20 protein-coding genes are annotated in these 19,727 nt (G+C 61.4%); 5 read left to right on the top strand and 15 right to left on the bottom strand.

The genetic code is table 11. The annotated features are described in order from the left end of the window. Positions 1-56: 56 nt before the first annotated feature. The 4 genes from XM53_RS06645 to XM53_RS06630 all read right to left on the bottom strand — a co-directional run bounded on the left by XM53_RS06645 (position 57) and on the right by XM53_RS06630 (position 4,207). Positions 57-410, bottom strand: a complete 354-nt coding sequence (locus tag XM53_RS06645) for a hypothetical protein (protein ID WP_057791567.1) — start codon at positions 408-410, stop codon at positions 57-59. Between the two features lie 49 nt (positions 411-459). After that, entirely contained in the window at positions 460-1,677 is a 1,218-nt protein-coding gene (locus tag XM53_RS23405) for an SH3 domain-containing protein (protein ID WP_160321370.1), read from the bottom strand. A gap of 282 nt (positions 1,678-1,959) precedes the next feature. Next, positions 1,960-2,922 carry a helix-turn-helix transcriptional regulator gene (locus tag XM53_RS22405; protein ID WP_160321369.1) on the bottom strand — a complete coding sequence of 321 codons (963 nt, stop codon included), beginning with the start codon at positions 2,920-2,922 and terminating at the stop codon, positions 1,960-1,962. Positions 2,923-3,457: 535 nt separating this feature from the next. Beyond that, complete coding sequence (locus XM53_RS06630; protein ID WP_057791561.1) at positions 3,458-4,207, bottom strand: class I SAM-dependent methyltransferase; 750 nt, start codon at positions 4,205-4,207, stop codon at positions 3,458-3,460. Between the two features lie 121 nt (positions 4,208-4,328). Between XM53_RS06630 and XM53_RS06625 the strand changes: the two genes are divergently transcribed. Continuing rightward, a complete protein-coding gene (locus XM53_RS06625; protein WP_057791559.1) occupies positions 4,329-4,724 on the top strand; it encodes a RidA family protein in 396 nt (131 codons plus the stop codon). 131 nt (positions 4,725-4,855) lie between these two features. Here the strand turns inward: XM53_RS06625 and XM53_RS06620 are convergent, their stop codons facing one another. From XM53_RS06620 to bhcA, 5 genes are all read right to left on the bottom strand, one after another. Next, the gene (locus XM53_RS06620; protein WP_057791557.1) at positions 4,856-6,010 is read right to left on the bottom strand and encodes a tyrosine-type recombinase/integrase; all 1,155 of its coding nucleotides are present in this window, start codon (positions 6,008-6,010) and stop codon (positions 4,856-4,858) included. Between the two features lie 402 nt (positions 6,011-6,412). Next, on the bottom strand, positions 6,413-7,378 hold the full coding sequence (gene bhcD, locus XM53_RS06615; protein ID WP_057791555.1) for an iminosuccinate reductase BhcD: 966 nt from the start codon (positions 7,376-7,378) through the stop codon (positions 6,413-6,415). A gap of 69 nt (positions 7,379-7,447) precedes the next feature. Next, positions 7,448-8,611: a 3-hydroxy-D-aspartate aldolase BhcC gene (gene bhcC, locus XM53_RS06610; protein ID WP_057791553.1), complete on the bottom strand. Its 1,164-nt coding sequence runs from the start codon at positions 8,609-8,611 to the stop codon at positions 7,448-7,450. A gap of 111 nt (positions 8,612-8,722) precedes the next feature. Beyond that, on the bottom strand, positions 8,723-9,691 hold the full coding sequence (gene bhcB, locus XM53_RS06605) for a beta-hydroxyaspartate dehydratase BhcB (protein WP_057791551.1): 969 nt from the start codon (positions 9,689-9,691) through the stop codon (positions 8,723-8,725). After that, the gene (gene bhcA / locus XM53_RS06600) at positions 9,691-10,881 is read right to left on the bottom strand and encodes an L-aspartate--glyoxylate aminotransferase BhcA (RefSeq protein WP_057791550.1); all 1,191 of its coding nucleotides are present in this window, start codon (positions 10,879-10,881) and stop codon (positions 9,691-9,693) included. The genes bhcB and bhcA overlap by 1 nt, the downstream gene beginning before the upstream one ends. Before the next feature lie 166 nt (positions 10,882-11,047). On the opposite strand from bhcA, the gene bhcR reads away from it, so the two are divergent. After that, positions 11,048-11,890, top strand: a complete 843-nt coding sequence (bhcR, locus tag XM53_RS06595; RefSeq protein ID WP_057791548.1) for an HTH-type transcriptional regulator BhcR — start codon at positions 11,048-11,050, stop codon at positions 11,888-11,890. 55 nt (positions 11,891-11,945) lie between these two features. Next, positions 11,946-14,129 (top strand): dehydrogenase E1 component subunit alpha/beta, encoded by a 2,184-nt coding sequence (locus XM53_RS06590; protein WP_057791546.1) that lies wholly within the window; start codon positions 11,946-11,948, stop codon positions 14,127-14,129. 183 nt (positions 14,130-14,312) lie between these two features. Here the strand turns inward: XM53_RS06590 and XM53_RS06585 are convergent, their stop codons facing one another. The 5 genes from XM53_RS06585 to msrB all read right to left on the bottom strand — a co-directional run bounded on the left by XM53_RS06585 (position 14,313) and on the right by msrB (position 18,525). Then, positions 14,313-15,710, bottom strand: a complete 1,398-nt coding sequence (locus XM53_RS06585; RefSeq protein ID WP_057791545.1) for a TRAP transporter large permease — start codon at positions 15,708-15,710, stop codon at positions 14,313-14,315. Beyond that, positions 15,710-16,339: a TRAP transporter small permease subunit gene (locus XM53_RS06580; protein ID WP_057791543.1), complete on the bottom strand. Its 630-nt coding sequence runs from the start codon at positions 16,337-16,339 to the stop codon at positions 15,710-15,712. The genes XM53_RS06585 and XM53_RS06580 overlap by 1 nt, the downstream gene beginning before the upstream one ends. A gap of 67 nt (positions 16,340-16,406) precedes the next feature. Next, positions 16,407-17,423, bottom strand: a complete 1,017-nt coding sequence (locus XM53_RS06575) for a C4-dicarboxylate TRAP transporter substrate-binding protein (protein ID WP_057791541.1) — start codon at positions 17,421-17,423, stop codon at positions 16,407-16,409. A gap of 149 nt (positions 17,424-17,572) precedes the next feature. Further along, the gene (gene msrA, locus XM53_RS06570) at positions 17,573-18,082 is read right to left on the bottom strand and encodes a peptide-methionine (S)-S-oxide reductase MsrA (RefSeq protein WP_057791539.1); all 510 of its coding nucleotides are present in this window, start codon (positions 18,080-18,082) and stop codon (positions 17,573-17,575) included. Further along, positions 18,082-18,525 carry a peptide-methionine (R)-S-oxide reductase MsrB gene (gene msrB / locus XM53_RS06565; protein WP_057791537.1) on the bottom strand — a complete coding sequence of 148 codons (444 nt, stop codon included), beginning with the start codon at positions 18,523-18,525 and terminating at the stop codon, positions 18,082-18,084. The genes msrA and msrB overlap by 1 nt, the downstream gene beginning before the upstream one ends. A 140-nt stretch (positions 18,526-18,665) precedes the next feature. On the opposite strand from msrB, the gene XM53_RS23895 reads away from it, so the two are divergent. Both XM53_RS23895 and XM53_RS23400 read left to right on the top strand, forming a co-directional pair. After that, positions 18,666-18,791, top strand: coding sequence for a hypothetical protein (locus XM53_RS23895; RefSeq protein ID WP_268873916.1), 126 nt, complete (start codon positions 18,666-18,668; stop codon positions 18,789-18,791). Positions 18,792-18,913: 122 nt separating this feature from the next. Then, entirely contained in the window at positions 18,914-19,387 is a 474-nt protein-coding gene (locus XM53_RS23400) for a response regulator (protein ID WP_268873915.1), read from the top strand. On the opposite strand, the gene XM53_RS06555 is transcribed toward XM53_RS23400, so the two are convergent. Next, positions 19,367-19,711 (bottom strand): response regulator, encoded by a 345-nt coding sequence (locus XM53_RS06555; protein WP_057791533.1) that lies wholly within the window; start codon positions 19,709-19,711, stop codon positions 19,367-19,369. The genes XM53_RS23400 and XM53_RS06555 overlap by 21 nt on opposite strands. Between the last annotated feature and the right edge of the window lie 16 nt (positions 19,712-19,727).

Below are 19,727 nucleotides of genomic sequence, written 5' to 3'. Positions count from 1 at the left end.
AAGGTGTTCCTCTTAGGATCAATGACTAAGCAAGAGCGCCGCTCCGAGACGGAACCTCACAAATTAATCGTGCCGCCTCCGACGCCGTTGACAGCATAGATAACCCGGTCGGGTGTCGCATCGGAGCCGTAGATGATGGTTGCAGTGCCCTCGTTTCCGCCGCTGCAATTCAGATCCGAAAGCTCTGTCGCTCCGGCGGATGCGGCATCGTCGAACACGGCGGAGCAGACCGCCGTATCTCGGTTCAGCAAGAAGGTATAGCCGCCTCCAGAACGCGCGCTCACGCTTCCTCGAACCGATCCCGAAGCGGTATCATTGCCGGAACCGGTCTGCAGGCTGCTGCCGCCGTCGGTTTCCATACAGGCGGTGCAGGTCACCGCGATGGCAGCTAAGGCCACGATATGTCTCATTTTCTAGTTCTCCTTTGGCTTCAAGATGCTTTCTACATCTTGAACGTTCCTAGCGATGAAATCGCGCGACGCTTGCATCAGATACGGCGATCTGGTTACCCGAGCAGGTGCTGCCTGCCTGAATTCTGTTCCCCGCCGGATTGTAGAGCACTGTGCATCCGCCGGACCAACTGACCTCGACCTCGCCGGTCGGACGCATGTAGAGATCGGGCGACACACTGCTGCCGGACGGCACGAAAACCCCTTGGCCGGACGCAGACTGTCCGGCGCCTTCGCGGAGGTAGCGGCCCGAGACCCACGCGTCGTATGCGCCATCCGGCGTCTGCACATGGCACCAGCGGGACTGAACCTCGCGCCGGCAGCCCAGGTTGCGCAGCGACTGCCCGTTCGCGACACGCGCGACGATGCTATACTTCGACGATGGCCCGGTGCGCATGTTCAGGTAGTCTCCAGCCGGCACCCCGTGCACCTCCCAGAAATCCGGGCCTCCTGCATCGCCGTCGGCGAAATCGGAGGCTGGCACAGTAGGCGACGGGCGGGACGGTGCTCCGGACTCGCGCAGATACCGTCCGGCGACCCATCCGGACATCAGGCCGTCGCCCGATTCCACATGGCACCAGCGGTCGTTTCCCATGCCACTACAGCCGAGATTCCGGAATATCTGTCCGTTCACGACGCGTGCGATGACCGATTGTCGTGTCGAGGGTCCGCTGCGGACATTGAGATGATCGCCACCCGCGATACCGGTAACCTGCCAGTAGTCTGGTCCTCCGGCATCCCCGTCGGCGAAATCCGGCGCCTGGACCGAATGGCCCGTACCTCCAATATGCACAGAGAGCGAAAAGTCGGTTCGCTCGTCGCGCCGCGCCGCGGATCGCATGAGGTATACCCGGATCACCCAATCTCCGCTCGACGGCAAGATGTCGTCGAAGTGGTTGCCAGCGACACTCCCGATGTGGATGGCTGCCGGATTGCCTGCGGGCAGCACGTTGAAGTAGGCGCTGGGATTGTCGACCTCGAGATCGACAACCATGCGCTGCCCACCTCTGGCGCCCAGGACATAGTCGATGGTTTCGTCGCCGACGATTTTTCCGCGGATGACAGTGCCGGACGTTCCCGTGGAGAAGGAAACCCGTTCTGTGCGGATATTCTGCGCCTCTGCCACAGCCGCCGAAAGGAGCAACGCCAGTGTTGCCAACAGCGCGGAGACCCGGATGCACGGTCGATGGAGCGCTTGCAGAGCCGGAAAACTGATCAAAGGTTTCATTGGCACTACTCCCCAATCGGCACGAGGATTTCACGATTGAGCAATGGTTCCTCAAGCGCCCCAGATCCAGACTACCGACCGGGTTTCAACTCAGCTATCCGAAATGCGCGAGCAATTGGCCGAATTGCGCAGAGCCTCAAGAAACCTGCCGACCGTAGCGACTTATGCGCCTCCGGGGCACTACAAGAGTTCCGTAGCGCCCAAAAGCGGGCTGCGGCCGATGTAAATGGCAAGCGTATGACCCAGTAGGCCGATTTCGACGCGCCCGTCCCAACGCACCGGTCACGGCATCAACTGCGCTTGCTTGAGCGTGGTAGACGGCAGTTCTCCAAACGCGTGCTGGTATGCTCTCGAGAAGCGGCCAAGGTGGCAAAGGCCGACCTCGAAGGCCGCGTTCGTGACTGTCGTTCCTGGCAGCCCGCGTTCCAGAAGAGCTCGTGCGTGGTCGAGCCGAATATCGGTCAGGAACTGCCGGGGTGACATTCCGGTCAACGCCTTGAAGGTCGACTGAAGTGATCTGACGCTTGTGCCGGAGGCTTTCGCAACTTCTGCGACCGTGATGGGCTCGTGGTAGTGCGCAGCTATGTATTCGCGCGCAAGATCGAAGATTTTTTTCGAAGCTTTTGGGAAACTCTCCGACTTCGTCGATCCGGTAGGCAAGACATGCGCCATGTACTCCGCTACAAGAGCTTCTGCTGCCGCAAATGCGCGTGGTGTGGTCAGGACAGGACGTGCGGACTTGAAATCGCAAAAGACGTACTCAAGAAATACAATGAGCGATCCGAGTTCGGTTGATGCATTCGAGTGAAAGCAAGTATCAGAGCCAAGACCTTGGGCCTGCACATCTCTGGTGTTCGTGATATTTCGGCGCGGGATAACGATCGACAGCGACCGGTACGGCGCGCTGTTACTTGGTGCTACGGTGGTCGTTTTGCGACGTATCGGGCCAAAGGCTAACAATCCGCCATGTGCTGTCGTCTCTCGTTGCCCTTTCATCTGAACTTCGAGTCTGCCGGAGGTCGGCAGAATCAGCGCCGTTCGATTTTCCTCTGTCGTGACGGACACATGGCCGGATGAGACAAATTCGAACAGTCTGAGCCCGCGCGGTCCAGGTGAAATCGTGCAAACCTTGAGATGCTCGATCGGATTAGTGAAATCAAACCGCTCGACCGAGCTGAAAATATTTGGCGGGCTCCAATCGATCCGCTGGCTCCTGCGCGAGTGATCTCCTTCAATCAGTCCCATTCGGCTTTCCAAATGCTGCCTAGGTTGTAAATTAGCTGAAGACGAAATCTTATCAACAGATGTTAAGGTCATGTCCGAAAGAACCCCATAGGCGAGGACGACGGTTTCACATCCTCGGCCAATTAAGAAACGCAACTAGGTCAAGATTGTGCACCACGTCCGCCTCCTGTTTTCGCGAGGGAACGTCGAGGTCTGTCTACATCTGTGGACGCTCGCACCCGCACGATACGCCGGTACCGCGCTTTTTCTACCTATTGCCCGGAACGCACGATCGTCTAGCCTTCATCAACGCATTGATTTCGCATGTGCAGCGAATAGCCGGTTTGTCCCGCGTTGTATGAGTTCAACCTGATCCAGATTATGCATTCACAGCGAATGGCGGCAATGCGGGCTGCAGTCGCGGCATTCGAAGACCGTGTAAAGATCGGGTATGGGCCGTAAGCGGACACGTGGAGTTGTTATGACATAGGTCCGCTGTGCGGACGAAGCCGCCATTTCTGGAATTATCTGAAATGTCGGCTTTGACATAACTGGCCTATTCTACGAGCCAGCGCGCCTTCGCGGCCCACGCACGAGCTGGAAGGACAACAGGCCCACTTTTCCCGAGCTTGCCAGCAAGATTATCCTTCAACTGATGCACACGATCCGCTGAAAGGCTTTTAACGTAACCCGGTGCAGGCCCCGCACCCAAGGTGAATGGGTGCCAGAAGGCATCGAAGTCCGGAAACCGGGTTTCCACTTCGATTGCTGCGATCTCAGTGAAAGACGCCCCGCCATCGCGACACAGTTTGGCCAATCCACTCTCAGTGCAGAATGGAAACCGTGCACTTTCGTCCAATTCCAAGGCGTCTGGATCGATTTCCGCAGCCGCCTTCCAAAATGCGTCAATGAACCCCATGCCCCTGCCTGGATAGTCCCAAACGTAGAACGCAACCAAGCCGCCGGGCCGCAAGACACGGCGCATTTCGGCGAGTGCCGCTTGCTTGTCCGGAATGAAGTTAAAGACAAGCGCAGAGGTCACGACATCCAACGATGCATCTGCACATGGCAAATTCGCGGCATCGGCGACCTTAAACGAGGCCCGCTCGTCCGTGATCTGCGCCTCGGCATGGGCTACGAAATCAGCGGATTGATCCGTCGCTAGAATGGACCGGGGGGCTGTTGCGGAGAGCACAGCCTGCGTGAGCGCGCCTGTTCCGCATCCGATTTCCAGCCAGTCGGCCTGCGATGGGGCAGCGACCCAGTCGACGAATTTCGCGGCGATCTTACGGCTCCAACGGCCCATGTAGTGTTCGTAGCTCTGCCCTGCGCTCCATGTGTCGAATTCCGATTGTGTGATTGTTTCGCCCCCCAGTTATCGGGGCACAGACTGTGCTAAGCTGCGCTCACCCAAGTAGGAGCCTATCATGGATTTTGACCGAGAACTGATTTCAAACGGCAACCCTATGGAGGGCATTGTCGGATTCTCGCGTGCAGTCCGCGTTGGGCCCTTCATTTTCGTTGGCGGCACAGCACCGGTTGACGCTGACGGACGGACGGTGGGCGTGGGCGATGTGGCCGCGCAGACCCGGCAGTGCATCGAAGTTATCAAGTCGGCTTTAGAACAAGCAGGCTCGGGCCTCCATCACGTTGTCCGCACCCGTGTCATCCTGACCGACATCGACATTTGGAAGGCTGCGATAGATGTGCGGAAGGAATATTTTCGCGACATTCGACCGGTTGACACGATCATGGCAATCGACCGCTTCGTGAACCCAGAGTGGTTGGTCGAATTCGAAGTGGATGCAGTGATCAGCAATTGAGCGAGACAAAGCTGACCTTCGCCGCGCTGCCGCAGCGCAGTAGGTATGGGCTCACAACCGTCATTCGCCGCAAGCTTCATAAAGGTCCGCTAAAGGAGAATTGTTGGGTTGCGGCAATGCGAACGCGTCCTCTAGCTTTCGATCTTTTCGCCAAATGCTTCTGCTGCTTTCCTGAGAGGATCATCAGCCAAGTGAGCATAGCGCTGCGTTGTAAGCGGGTTGGTGTGACCGAGAAGTTTGCCAACGATGGCCAAGCTCGTTCCGCCGGATACAAGATGCGATGCGTGTGTGTGCCGGTTATCGTGGATGCGATAGTCGTCAATTGCAGCATTCCTGATAACCGTCCTCCAAAATCTTTTCAGGTCAACGAGAGGCTTTGCTGTTGATTTGCCCGGAAATAGATATTTTGACTTTTCACCGCTGGCGGTCGCCATCCGTACCAAGAGGCGAACCGCGGATCCGGACAGGGGAAGATGTTCGGTCCGTTTCTGCTTGGTGTGATGCGAAGGCTTGATCCAAGTGCCACGATCCAGATCGAAGTCGGACCATTGCGCAGAAAGAACTTCGCCAATCCGCGAACCTGTCAACAGTTGAAGCCTGATTGCGTTTGCTGCCAACTGGTTGGGATGGGCGTCCAGGGCAGACAACAATCTGTCGAGTTCATCGCCGGACAGCCAACGATGACGCTTTTCTTCCGTGTATTTATCAACGCCGCGCGCAGGGTTGTTTGGGCGCCAGCCCCATCTGATCGACAGTTCGAACATCTTTGACAAAAGCGCAAGGACTCGGTTTGCCTGATAGGGCGTGTCGCAAAGGGCATTATGCAAGGATTGTACATCTTTGTGCGTAACTTCCGCGACCTTGAGTTTTCCAAGCTTCGGCACGATCAATCTGCTGAGCATCGACTTATCGTTGACCACACTCTTGGGACGTTTCTTGGGAATGGCATGCGTTACCAGATACTGCTCGCTTAACTCTTCCATCGTCGGCGCATCACGCAATGCCTTGGATTGCGCGACAGGGTCACCTCCCCGGATCACATCCGCCAGATAACCCGAAGCAATGTCTCGGGCCTGAGCGAATGACATCAGAGGCCCATGCCTTCCTATTGTCTTCCTTCTTGATCGACCGGTTTGTCGGTTCCGGTATTGAACGACGTAGCTCTTGGTACCGTTGGATTTCACCCGAAGGCCAAATCCCGGCAAACCCGCATCCCAATAGAGCACGTCCTTCTCGCCGGGCTGCAATTTGTCGGTGACGGATTTTGACAGCTTGAGCTTTGGCATTGGGCACACTCAGTGAATTAAAATCGGTAAGCATAAGGTAAGCATTTTGCGATGAGTTTAAAAGGGGCACATAGAAGTAAGATATACCCATAGTTCGATTTACGCCTTATACACAAGCATTATTTAGAGATGATCTGCGCCGTTTCGAAAAGGATAGAAAACAAAACCGTAAGACTTTTAATCAGTGGGTCGCAGGTTCGAATCCTGCACGGCTCACCACTGAATCTTCGGAAAATTAATGCGATACGCCCTCTTGGGGCGCACGTTCCCGCGAAGGCTGCGCACCGGCGTGCCCTTTCGCAACCCTCCCCCGCACACCCGGACCAAAGCAAAAGGCGCGAAGTCTCCTTCGCGCCCCTCGTCCGATGCTATCCCTGCCTCAGCCGCGGCAAAACGCCCGCCTCAGAAATCCACTTCGATGGCGCGGCCCTGTTCCACCGCCAGATCCACGACGCTCGCCGCCACGGCCAGATCCTGCAAGCCCACGCCGGTGCCGTCGAACAGCGTGATCTCGTCATCGCTCGTCCGCCCGGGATGGGTGCCGTTGATCACCGCACCGATCTGGTGCACGTCGCCTTCGGTGATCAGGCCCTCGCTGATCGCGTGCTGCGCCTCGCCTATGCTGATCGACTGCGCTACCTCGTCGGTGAACACCGTCGCCTTTTGCAACAGCGCCGCCTCGACCTCCTGCTTGCCCTTGGTGTCGGTGCCCATGCAGGCCACGTGACAGCCCGCGCCCACATGATCGGCCATCAGGGTCGCGTCAAAGGACGAGGTAATCGAGATGATCACGTCCGCCTCTGCCATGCTGTCCAACTCCACCGCCTCGAACGGCACGCCGGCCTCTTTCGCGACCTTCTCGATATTGGGCAGCATCTCGGGGTGATAGTTCCACCCGATTACCTTCTCGAACTTCCGCTGCTCCAGCGCCGCGCGCAGCTGGAACGTCGCCTGGTGCCCCGCACCGACCATGCCCAGCACCTTCGCATCCTTGCGCGCCAAGTGCTTGATCGACACAGACGAGGCCGCGGCGGTGCGCAGCGCCGTCAACAGGTTGCCGCCCACCATCGCCTTTGCCTTGCCGGTATCGGGATCGAACAGGAACACCGTCGACTGGTGGTTAATGATGTCCCGCTTCTCCAGGTTGTTGGGCCAGTAGCCCCCGGCCTTCAGCCCCAGAGTCAGTCCCGCCTGGTCGAACCCGCCCTTGAAGCCGTAAAGCGCGTCCTCATGCCCGATCGCCTCGCGCACGACAGGGAAGTTATACGCGTCACCCGCCGCCATCGCGGCGAACACCTTTTCGACGGCCTCGAACGCCGCCTCCCGCGTCATCAGGTCTGCAATCTCGCGCTCGGGAACAATGATCATCTTTGGGGGCCTTTCAAAAAAGCGGGGTCAGCGCGCAGCCAACCCCGACAGTCTCAGGAAGATTTGGGTTTAGTAGGCGTGGCCGCGGGCCGACACCGGCCAGACGGTTTCCACCTTGCCATTGCGAACCCCAACGTACCAATCATGCACGTTGGCGGTCGGGTCGCAGTGGCCCGGTACCAGCTTCAGCTTGTCGTTGACCTTCAGCGCGCCGCCGGGGTCCTTGACCACGCCATGCTCGTCCGAGCACTTGATGTACTCCACGTCATCGCGGCCGAACACCACGGGCAGACCACTGTCCACCGACTGCGCCTTCAGGCCCGCGTCGACGATCGCCTTGTCCGCCTTGGCGTGGGACATGACCGAGGTCAGGATGAAGAACGCGTTCTCCCACTCGCCCTGGTCGATCCGCTTGCCGTCCTTGTCCAGGATGCGGCCGTAATCGGCGTCCATGAACGCGTACGAGCCGCACTGCAACTCGTTATACACGCCCGAGTTCGACTCGAAATAATACGACCCGGTGCCGCCACCGCCGACGATGTCGCATTCCAGCCCCTCGGCCTTCAACGTGTCGACCGCGTCCTTCACCATCGCCACGGCGATGTCGATCTTTTCCTTGCGCTCGTCATAGCTGTCCAGGTGCTGCATCGCGCCCTGATAGGCCTGGATGCCGGTGAACTTCAGCCCCGGCGCCGCGTCGATCGCCTTGGCGATCTCCACCACTTCGGGCGTCGTGGTCACGCCGCAGCGCCCCGCACCACAGTCGATCTCGACCAGGCACTCGATCTCAGTGCCGTGCTTTTGCGCGGCAGCCGACAGGTCGTCCACGTTGGCCAGGTCATCGACGCAGCAGATCGTCCGCGCGCCCAGTTTGGGCAGCTTGGCCAGCCGGTCGATCTTGGCCGGGTCGCGCACCTGGTTCGACACCAGCACGTCCTTGATGCCGCCCCGGGCGAACACCTCGGCCTCCGACACTTTCTGGCAGCAGACGCCACACGCGCCGCCCAGCTTTTCCTGCAGCTTCTGAACGTCCACGGACTTGTGCATCTTGCCGTGGGTGCGGTGCCGCATCCCATGCTCCTTGGCATAGTCGCCCATCTTCTTGATGTTGCGCTCCAGCGCGTCCAGGTCCAGCACCAGGCAGGGCGTCTGGATCTCGGATTCGTCCATGCCCGGCTTGGCCGGAATGTCGAAGCCCACTTCGAAATCGTCGAGATTGCTCATGTCTTTCATCGGATCTCTCCCTATCCATGAATGTCTTTGTCATGCAGGGCCACGCCGCCCTGCCGGCTCATATCGTCTACGTAAGTTTCCTATCGGAAACCTCAACCGTGTGCAAAGGGATCACGTCATCCACGGCAGCTTGTCGAGGTCCACGTTCCCGCCGGTCACGATCACGCCCACGCGTTTGCCCTTGAAAGAGTCCTTGTTCTTCAGGATCACCGCCAGCGGCACGGCGCAGCTGGGCTCCATCACGATCCGCAGGTATTTCCAGGTGATCTTCATCGCCTCGACGATCTCGTCCTCGCTCGCGGTATACATCTCGCTCACGTGGTTCGACACGAAATGCCAGGTCAGGTCCTTCAGCGGCACTTTCAGCCCGTCCGCGATGGTATCCGGCGCGTCGTCGGCAATGATATGCCCCGCCTTGAAGCTGCGATAGGCGTCGTCCGCCTGCTCGGGCTCGGCCGCGATGATCTTCACCTCGGGCGCCAGGGTCGACAGCGTCAGGCAGGTGCCCGAAACCATGCCGCCACCACCAATCGGAGCGACCATCATCTCGAGGCCATCGACCTGCTCCATGAACTCCTTGGAACACGTCCCCTGCCCGGCGATCACGCGCGGGTCATTGTAGGGATGCACGAACTCGCCGCCGGTGTTCTCCTGCACCTCGGCGAACACCGCCTCGCGGCTGCTGGTGGACGGCTCGCATTCCGTGATCGTCCCGCCATAGCGCCGCACGGCATCCTTCTTGGCCTCCGGCGCCGTGCGCGGCATCACCACGTTGCACGGGATGCCCCGCCGCCCCGCCGCATAGCTCAAGCACAGCGCGTGGTTGCCGGACGAATGCGTCGCCACACCCTTTTCCGCCTGCTTGTCGCTCAGGCCGAACACGGCGTTCGACCCGCCACGGACCTTGAACGCTCCCGGCTCCTGGAAGTTCTCGCACTTGAAGAACAGCTCGGCCCCGGTCAACTCGTTCAGATAGGCCGACTGCAACACCGGCGTCCGGTTGATATGCGGCTTGATCCGCTCGTGCGCGTCCAGCATGTCTTGGTATGTGGGGATATACATCTCCGCTCCGTCTTTCATCACGCGGCATCCTTCTCTGCCAGGGCCGGGCGCTTGCGCCAGACGTCCTGTGCCGCCGCCACGCCCGAGCCGAGTTCAATGTCGAGGCCCAGGTCGACCATGCACATCTCGGCCACGCCAAGGCCGGAAATCGCCATCGCGTCGGTCAGGCTGCCAAGGTGACCGATCCGGAACACCTTGCCCGCCACCTCGCCCAGCCCCACGCCGAACGCCATGCCATAGGCATCGGCGGCATGGGTCACGATGTCGGTCGCGTTGAACCCATCGGGCGTAGAAATAGCACTGACGGTGTCCGAGTAAACCTCGGGCGTCTTCGCACACAGCGTCAGGCCCCATGCCTGCACCGCCGCCCGCACACCTTTGGCAATACGCGTATGACGGGCGAACACCGCCTCCAGCCCCTCGTCCAGCAGCATGTCGCACGACACTTTCAGCCCGTTCATCAGCCCGACCGACGGCGTATAGGGATAAGCACTGTTGGCATAGCCCTTCAGCATGTCGTGCACGTCGAAAAACGTCCGGTGCAGCCGCGCGCTCTTCGTGGCCTCCATCGCCTTTTCGCTGAAACCCACGATGGCCAACCCCGCCGGCAGCATGAAGCCTTTCTGCGAGCCGGTCACGGCCACGTCCACGCCCCATTCGTCCATCCGGAAGTCCATCGACCCGATCGAGCTGACCCCGTCGACGAACAGCATCGCCGGATGCCCGGCGGCATCCATCGCCGTGCGGATCGCGCCGATATCGGACGTCACGCCGGTCGCCGTCTCGTTATGCGTGGCCAGCACTGCCTTGATTTCGTGGCCCGAGTCCCGCTCCAAGATCTCGCCGTATCGCTTGGCGGAAATCCCCTCGCCCCACGGCGTCTCGACGATGGTCAGGTCCAGCCCATGCCGCAGGCACATGTCGATCCAGCGGTGGCTGAACATCCCGTTGCGCGCCACCAGCACCTTGTCGCCCGGCGACAGCGTGTTGGTGATCGCGGTTTCCCAGCCGCCCGTACCGGTCGACGGAAAGATGAACACTTCCGCGTCCTTCGATTTCAGCACCTGTTGCACACCCGCCCGCGCGGGATGCAGGATGTCACCGAACAGCGCCGACCGGTGGTCGATCGTCGGCATGTCGCACGCCTTGCGCAGGCTTTCGGGAATGTTGGTCGGGCCGGGAATGAACACCGGATTCTGAAAACTCATGGATCTCTCCTCCAAATCTAACCCCATGTGTACAGACACTCCCCCCGCTTGGAAATTTTTTTGAAATCGTTTTTCATTTTTACACGAGCAAAATTTATTCATGCTTGTCAGTCTCTTATATTTTTCATATTGTGAAGTAATATTTCAAAATCGCTTGAGGCACACCATGGCCACCCCGAATCCCTCCCCCCGACGCGCCCGTGGCCGCCCCCGCGGCTGGGACGACAAGACCGACCAGAACACCATCAAGTCCCTCGACCGCGCCATGGAGGTGCTCGATTACGTCAGCCAGCACCAGGGCAAGGCGCTTTCGGAACTCGCCACCGAGATGGACCAGTCCCCCGCCACGCTCTACCGCGTGCTCGTCACGCTGGAAACGCGCGGCCTGGTGGAATTCGACCCCGAGGAACAGGCCTGGCATATCGGCCCGCAGGCCTTCATCATCGGCGCCCGTTTCCTGCGCCGCACCACCCTTGTCGAACGCGCCCGCCCCATCATGCGACGCCTGATGGAGGTGACCGGCGAAACCGCCAACCTTGGCGTCGAAACCTCCGGCCAGGTCCTCTTCGTCAGCCAGGTCGAAACCCATGCCAGCATCCGCGCCTTCTTCCCCCCTGGAACCCTGTCGCAGATGCACGCCTCGGGCATCGGCAAGGCGCTGCTGGCGGAAATGGACGACGCCCGCCTGACCCGACTGCTGAACAACCAGCCCCTCACCGCCTTCACCGAACATTCCATCACCGACGCGGACGCCCTGCGCGCCGAACTCGCGCTCACCCGGTCGCGCGGCTATGCCATCGACGGCGAGGAAAAGAACATCGGGATGCGCTGCATCGCGGCCCCGGTCTTTGATTTCAACAACGAGCCTGTCGCCGGCATCTCCGTCTCCGGCCCCACCAGCCGCGTCGGCACCGGCGATATCGACCGGCTCAGCGCCGCCGTGATGCAGGCCGCAACCGACCTCACCACCGCCATCGGCGGCGTCACCCGCCACGATCCCGGCACCTGACCCTTCCCTTTCCCGCGCGGCTTCTCTACCCCTTCGACCAAGAAGGAGACTGCCCATGGACCGCGCCCAGATCGTGCACGAAAACTTTCTGAACCGCACAGGCACCGGCGACCTGCCCCTGGGCCGCGACCCCTCCGGCCCGCTCGACGCCGAGACCGCGCGCCTGATCTTCCGCGCGCAATGCCTCTCCCGCGCGCTCGACGCCCAAGCGCGCGTCATGCAAAAGGCCGGTCAGGGATACTACACCATCGGCTCCTCGGGGCACGAAGGCATGGCCGCCGTCGCCGCCGCCCTGCGCCCCACCGACATGGCGTTCCTGCACTACCGCGACGCCGCCTTCCAGATCGCCCGCGCCCTGCAAACCGGGCACGAGGACATCGCCACGGACATGGCCCTTTCCTTCGCCTGCTCCTCCGAAGACCCGATCAGCGGCGGCCGCCACAAGGTGCTTGGGTCAAAGGCGCTCAACATCCCGCCCCAGACCTCCACCATCGCCAGCCACCTGCCCAAATCCGTCGGCACCGCCTATTCCCTCGGCCTCGCCCGCCGCCACGCGCCGGAACACGAACAGCTGCCCCGCGACAGCATCGTCATGGCCAGCTTCGGCGACGCCTCGGCCAACCACGCCAGCGCCCAGGCCGCCTTCAACACCGCCGCCTGGACCGCCTACCAGAACGTGCCCCTTCCGATGCTTTTCGTGTGCGAGGACAACGGCATCGGCATTTCCGTCAAGACCCCCAAGGGCTGGATCGCCGCCAATTTCGCCCACCGCCCGGGCCTGACCTACATGGCCTGCGACGGCCTCGACATCTACGACACATACGCCACAGCCCAACGCGCCGCGCATCATGCCCGCACCCACCGCCAGCCGGTCTTCCTGCATGTCCGCACCGTGCGCCTTTACGGTCATGCCGGCGCCGATGTGCCCACCACCTACCTGCCCAAGTCCGAGGTCGAGGCCGACGAGGCCAACGACCCTCTCCTGCATTCCGTCCGCCTGCTGGACAACTCCGGCATACTCACCCCGCAGGACGCCCGCACCCTCTACACCGACACCTGCGCCGAGGTCGCAAAAACCTGCGACCACGCCGCCACCCGCCCCCGCCTGCAAACGGCGCAGGATGTCATGGCCTCCCTCATTCCGCCGAAACGCTCATGCGCCCCCACCAACGGCCCCAGCGAGGAGGCCCGCGCGGCAGCCTTCGGCCCCGACCTCAAGGCGATGAACGAGCCGCAGATCCTCTCGCGCCACATCAACTGGGCGCTCACCGACCTCATGCTCACCCACCCCGAGATCGTCCTCATGGGCGAGGATGTGGGCCGCAAGGGCGGCGTCTACGGCGTCACGCAAAAGCTGCAAAACCGCTTCGGCCCCGCCCGCGTGATCGACAGCCTGCTCGATGAGACCTCCATTCTGGGCCTCGGCATCGGCATGGCCCATAACGGCTTCCTGCCGATCCCCGAGATCCAGTTCCTCGCCTACCTCCACAACGCCGAGGATCAATTGCGCGGCGAGGCCGCCACCCTGCCTTTCTTCTCCAACGGCCAATATACCAACCCCATGGTCATCCGCATCGCGGGGCTGGGATATCAGAAAGGCTTCGGCGGGCATTTCCACAACGACAATTCCATCGCCGTCCTGCGCGACATTCCCGGCCTGATCCTCGCCTGCCCCTCCACCGGCGCCGACGCGGCAAAGATGCTCCGCGAATGCGTCCGTCTGGCGCGCGAGGAACAGCGCGTCGTGGTCTTCCTCGAACCCATTGCCCTCTACCCCATGCGCGACCTCACAGAGCCCGGCGACAACGCCTGGCTCACCACCTATCCCGACCCATCCGAAACCATCCCCTTGGGACAGGTCGGCCAGCATGGCGACGGCACCGATCTCGCCATCGTCACCTTCGGCAACGGCCACCATCTTTCGCGCCAGGCGCAGACCAAACTCGACACCGACGGGATCAAGACCCGCGTGATCGACCTGCGCTGGCTCTCACCGCTCCCCGGCTCGGCCCTGCTGGACGCGGTGGCGGGCTGCAAGCGCATCCTCATCGTCGACGAGACCCGCCACTCCGGCGGCGTGGCCGAGGCGCTGATGGCGCTCTTCACCGAGCACACCGACATTCCTCACAGCCGCCTCACCGCCACCGACAGCTTCATCGCAACCGGCCCGGCCTACGCCGCCACGATGCCCTCGGCCGACTCCATCCTCTCCACCGCGCGCACCCTCTGCGACGACTAGGCGCCCCCCGGATTTCATCGTTCCAAAAATACTCGAAATCGCCACGCGGGCCACAGGGCGCAAGGCCCGCCCTGTTCATCCGGGCCTTCGGACGATGGCACCGCCGCGATACAGTCGTAAATACCGACGTGATACCGACGCGGTTTTCGGCTGTTCCGCCCCGTTAACCTTCGAGTCGCGCGGTCAGGCCAACCCCGGCAGCCACAGCACGATAATCGGAAACGCCACCAGCAACCCGATCGTCACCGCATCGGCGATGAAGAACGGCATCACGCCCTTGAACACGTCCTGCACGCTCAGGTCCGGCCGCACCCCCGCCACCACGAAACAGTTCAGGCCGATGGGCGGTGTGATCAGACAGAACTCCGCCATCTTGACCACCAGGATCCCGAACCAGATCGCGCACATCTCGCCCGACATGCCGAACGCGCTGTCCTCGACGCTGACGAACTCGCCGCCGTTCAGCGCCATGACCGCCGGGTAGACCACCGGCAGGGTCAGCAGCAGCATCCCGATCGCGTCCATGAACATGCCCAGCACCGCATAGGCCAGCAGGATGCAGATCAGGATCAGCATGGGCGACACGGTCAGCGAGGTGATCCAGTCGGCAAACGCCCCCGGCAGGTCCGCAAACCCAAGGAATCGCACGTAAATCAGCACACCCCAGATGATGGTAAAGATCATCACCGTCAGCTTCGCCGTCTCGATCAGGGCCGATTTCAGCTCCCCCAACCGCATCCCGCGCCACAGCGCCATCAGGAACACGATGAACGCCCCCACCGCGCCGCCTTCGGTGGGCGTGCCCCAGGCATCGCCGAACGGGTTGTAGACGAAGAAGATGATGATCACGACCACCGCCAAGATGGGCAGCGCGGCGGGCAACGCCGCGAATTTCTCGCGCAAGGTGAACCCGCCCACCGGCGGCCCCACGGACTTGAAAATGACCGCGATCCCGATGATCAGCGTGGCATAGACGATGGCCGAAAACGCCCCCGGAATGAAGCCCGCCAGCAAGAGTTTGCCCACGTCCTGCTCCACGATAATCGCGTAGATCACCAGAATGGCAGAGGGCGGAATAAGGCTCGCCAGCGTCCCCCCGGCGGCCACGACGCCGGCAGCGAACTGTTTGTTATACCCGATCTTAAGCATTTCGGGGATAGCTATACGGGCAAACACCGCCGCCGTGGCCACCGACGCGCCCGACACCGCCGCGAAACCGGCAGTGGCGAACACCGTCGACACGGCCAGTCCCCCCGGCACCCAGGCGATCCACCGCTTGGCGGCCTCGAAAAGGGCGCGTGTCAGGCCGGCGTAATAGGCCAGGTACCCGATCAGGATGAAGGTCGGGATCAGGGAAAGTGCGTTCGCCGACACCTTGGAATGCGGCACCTGACCGGCGATCTTCACGCTGATCTCGATCGCCTGCCACAGCCGGGCCGGGTCATAATCAAACCCGTTCCAGCGCAGCCAGACAAGGCCCAGAAACCCCGCCAGCCCGGCGGCGAAGGCCACGCGCATTCCGATGACCACCATCACCAGCATGAAGCCCGTGGTCCAAAGGCCGATCGTGATCGGATCCATCAATCGCGCCCTTCCAACTGCTCGGCCTCAAGCGCCGCCTGCTCGGCCACCGACAGCGCCAGCGGCACCGCGACGGGCCGCTCCAGCCCCCGCACCATCGCCCGGCCATACCCCACGGCCTGCAACACCAGCCGCACCACCAACACGCCCAGCGCCACCGGCACCACCAGCTTCGCCGGCCAGACCGGCAGGCCGATGTCGATCGTACTGTCGCGCGAACACAAGGGCCGCGCGCAATCGAACGATCGGTCGAAATGCGCCCAAGACCCCCAGACCAGCGCGACGATCAGCACCAGCACCAGCAGCACCGTCAAAAGCTCCAGGAACCACAGCAGGCGCCCGCTCAGGTTGCCGATCAGGATGTCCATGCGGATATGTCCGCCCTCGCGCTGAACATAGGACACACCCATGATCGCAATCAGCGGCATCAGCACCTCAATGTAATCGACATATCCCGCCAGCGGCGCGTCGAAAAACTTGCGGCCCGACACCGAGTAAGCCGCTAAAAACATAAGGGAAAACGCCGCGACCCCGCTCAATAGCGCCATGAAACGCTCCAAGGGGAGCAGTGCACGGTCCAGCCGGCTCAGCAGGCTGCTGTCGCTCAGAACGGTCGATGCACCGGCCATCCTATCCTCCCCCGTAAAAAAGCCGACACCGCCCGGCTGCGCGCCGGGCGGTGCAGGTCATGCGCGATCAGTTGGTGGCGCGATGCTCTTCGAGTGTGCTCTGCACGAGGTCGTAAAGCTCCTGGCCCGGCAGGCCCTGCGCTTCCATCTCCTCGATCCACGCTTCACGCGCGGGGTCCGCGGCCTGGGCCTTGAACTCTTCCTTCACGCTGTCCGAAATCATCACCTTCTCGACGCCTTTCTCTTCCAGAACGCTGTCCCAGCGCTTCAGAAGCTCGCCGTAATTGGCCAGGTAATGGTCCAGCGCCTCGGGCACAGAGCTGTCCAGCGCCTCGCGGTGTTCATCGCTCAGCCCTTCATAGGCGTCGATGTTCACCACGACCGGGCAGTTCACCGTGCCGGGGTTCAGGTTGGCCGTCCACCAGTCCGCCTGGTTGATCGTGCCGAACGATAGGTGCGCGTGCTGCGCGAAGGACACCGTGTCGACCACACCCGATTCCATCGCCTGATAGGCCTCGGTCGCCGTCACGGATGTCGGCACCGCGCCTACCGCCTTGAACGCCTCGCCAAGCCCGCCGGTGGCGCGCACGCGCATCCCTTCGAAGTCGGCCAGCTCGTCGCGCGGCTCGCCCGTGCCCACAAGGTTGTATTGCGGCATCGGCGAGGTCATCAGCAGCTTTGCGTTCCACTGCGCCATTTCCTCGGCGGCGGCGGGGTGATTGTAGACCGCCGTCGAAACCGCCAGCTCTTCCTCCAGGTCGCTGACCCCCAGGAACGGCAGCTCCAGAACGGTGATCACGCGGTTCTTGTCGGGGTGATAACCCGCGCAGAACTGGGCCATCTCGAAGGCGCCGATGGAGATCCCGTCAAGGTTTTCCTTGTTGTTCGACAGCCCGCCATAGCTGACGTTCATGGTGAATTCGCCGTTGGTCTTCTCGGCGACCAGCTCAGCCAGCTTTTCGACGTGCTCGGTAAAGGCGCGGCGCTTGCCCCAGACGGACACGTTCCATTCCACCGCCAGGGCCTCTCCGGCAAAGGCAAAGGACAGCGCGGCGGTGACGCCGGCTCCGATCATCTTGTTCATTGGTTTTCTCTCCCTGTTTGTGCCGGGAATACTAAGTGTCTCGATCCATGACGCAACAGGGTATTTTTGGGTAGGTCCTCAACAAACCGAAAGAGCCGCCCCAATTGGGACGGCTCTGCCTGTAACGTCGGTGCGTCGTTCGCTGCGTCTTATTCCGCTGCGTCGCGCCGCGGCAGCACCCAGTCCGGGCGCGGGAAATGGCAGGTGTAACCGGCCGGGAACCGTACAAGGTAATCCTGGTGTTCCGCCTCGGCCTCCCAGAAATCGCCCACCGGCTCGACCTCGGTCACCACCTTGCCCGGCCAGATGCCGGAGGCGTTCACATCGGCAATCGTGTCCTCGGCCACGGCTTTTTGCTCGTCGTTCACATAGTAGATCGCCGAACGATAGCTCATGCCCACATCGTTGCCCTGCCGGTTCAGCGTGGTCGGATCGTGGATCTGGAAAAAGAATTCCAGGATCTCGCGATAGCTGATCTTGTCGGGATCGAACCAGATCTCGATCCCCTCGGCATGGGTGCCGTGATTGCGGTAGGTGGCGTTGGGCACATCGCCCCCGGTGTATCCCACACGGGTCTTGCCCACGCCGGGCATCTTGCGGATCAGCTCCTGCATTCCCCAGAAACATCCGCCTGCTAGCACTGCGCGTTCTTCAGACATCACACGTCCTCCACTTGATCCAGATAATCACCATAACCCTCGGCCTCCATTTCGTCGCGCGGAATAAACCGCAAAGAGGCCGAGTTGATGCAATAGCGCAGCCCGCCCCGGTCCTGCGGCCCGTCGGGAAAGACATGGCCAAGGTGGCTGTCGCCATGCGCGCTGCGCACCTCGGTGCGAACCATGCCCAGCGAGTCGTCGCGCAGCTCGGTCACGTGCGCCGGCTCGATCGGCTTGGTAAAGCTGGGCCAGCCGCAACCGCTTTCGAACTTGTCGGACGAGGCGAACAACGGCTCGCCCGAAACGATGTCCACATAGATGCCCGGTTCCTTGGTGTCGTTGTATTCCCCGGTGAACGGCCGCTCGGTGCCATTCTCCTGCGTGACGCGGTATTGCTCCGGCGTCAGCCGTGCCACCGCGTCCTGCGTCTTTTGATAGGTCATGGGTGCCCCCGACGTTTTGCTTTCTCTACGAAAAATGGCCTGTCCCCGGCGCATTGCAAGACCCGAACGCGCAGGCGTGATTGAACCGAAACACATCTGTGTCCGACCCATGATCACACGATCACAAAAGGAGACCGATCATGACCCACCGCCGCACGCCCGCGCCCGCACGGACCGCCCCAAGCGCCGAACCCGGCCTAAAGGTCCACACCCAGTTTCTGCCGGTCGACCGGGCCACCCAAATTCGTCTGCAACAGTTCATCTGAATTGGTTCGCGGGTAAGCCGCGCGCAATCCGATTCACGCCCGATGCCGCAATCCGGCCCGCATACCTCGCCAGCGGTGACCCGCCTACGTATCAGCCACCCTTTGCGCGACAGTCGCTCTACATGGTACGATGTCGCCCGAGCAGAAAAATCTTAGAGGGTAGTCCCATTTCCCTGTCATCGGTTCTTGTCGTAGAAGACGATCCGGTAATCCGTGTCGGTTTGGAAATCGCGCTAAGCGATGCCGGGGTTAAGTCGTTGCGCAGCGTCAGCTGCTATCAGGACGCGCTTGCCGCGATAAATGCGGATAAGTTCGACTACTGTATCCTCGACCTCGACCTGGGTAACACCTTTTCCGGCGCTTATCTGAACGAACCCGAAGGCAAGCGTCTGTTGGCCGTGCTGAAATCCCGCGGCGTGTCCACGGTGATTTACAGCGGCATCCTGGGCGAGCAATCCCGTATGCACGACATCGACCCGTCCGCGATCGCCATAGACAAAACGGAACCCGCCGAACTCGTGATCGAAACCCTCTCGCGGATGCCAAAGGCTCTTGCCGCGAATAACACGCACAGGTCAGTGCCGGACGCTCCCTAGAAACTGCTCAAGCTGCGCTTCGGTATAGGGTTTTTCAATCACAAGGACCTCGTCCAGATCGCGCGGCAGATATTGTCGGCCATGCGCCGTCAGGAACGCAAACTGCACGCCCTCATGGAAAAGCCGCCGCGCCAGGTTCGAACTGTTCATGTTCTTTCCCAGGTTGAAATCGACGAACGCCGCATCGGGAAGCGATGCATCACAGCTTTGAATTGCCGGTGCCTCCGCGCTGAACGGGCCGACGACTTCGTGCCCCATCAGCTCCAGCATTTCGGCAAGATCGACCTGCAAAAGCGGATCGTCCTCCACAACAAGAACCTTCATGGTGGTTCCTTCCCGG

Origin of the sequence: Roseovarius atlanticus (genome assembly GCF_001441615.1) — a bacterium.
Lineage (GTDB): Bacteria > Pseudomonadota > Alphaproteobacteria > Rhodobacterales > Rhodobacteraceae > Roseovarius > Roseovarius atlanticus.
The sequence above is the reverse complement of the archived record's forward strand: the minus strand, read 5'-3'. Positions and strand labels throughout refer to the sequence as shown.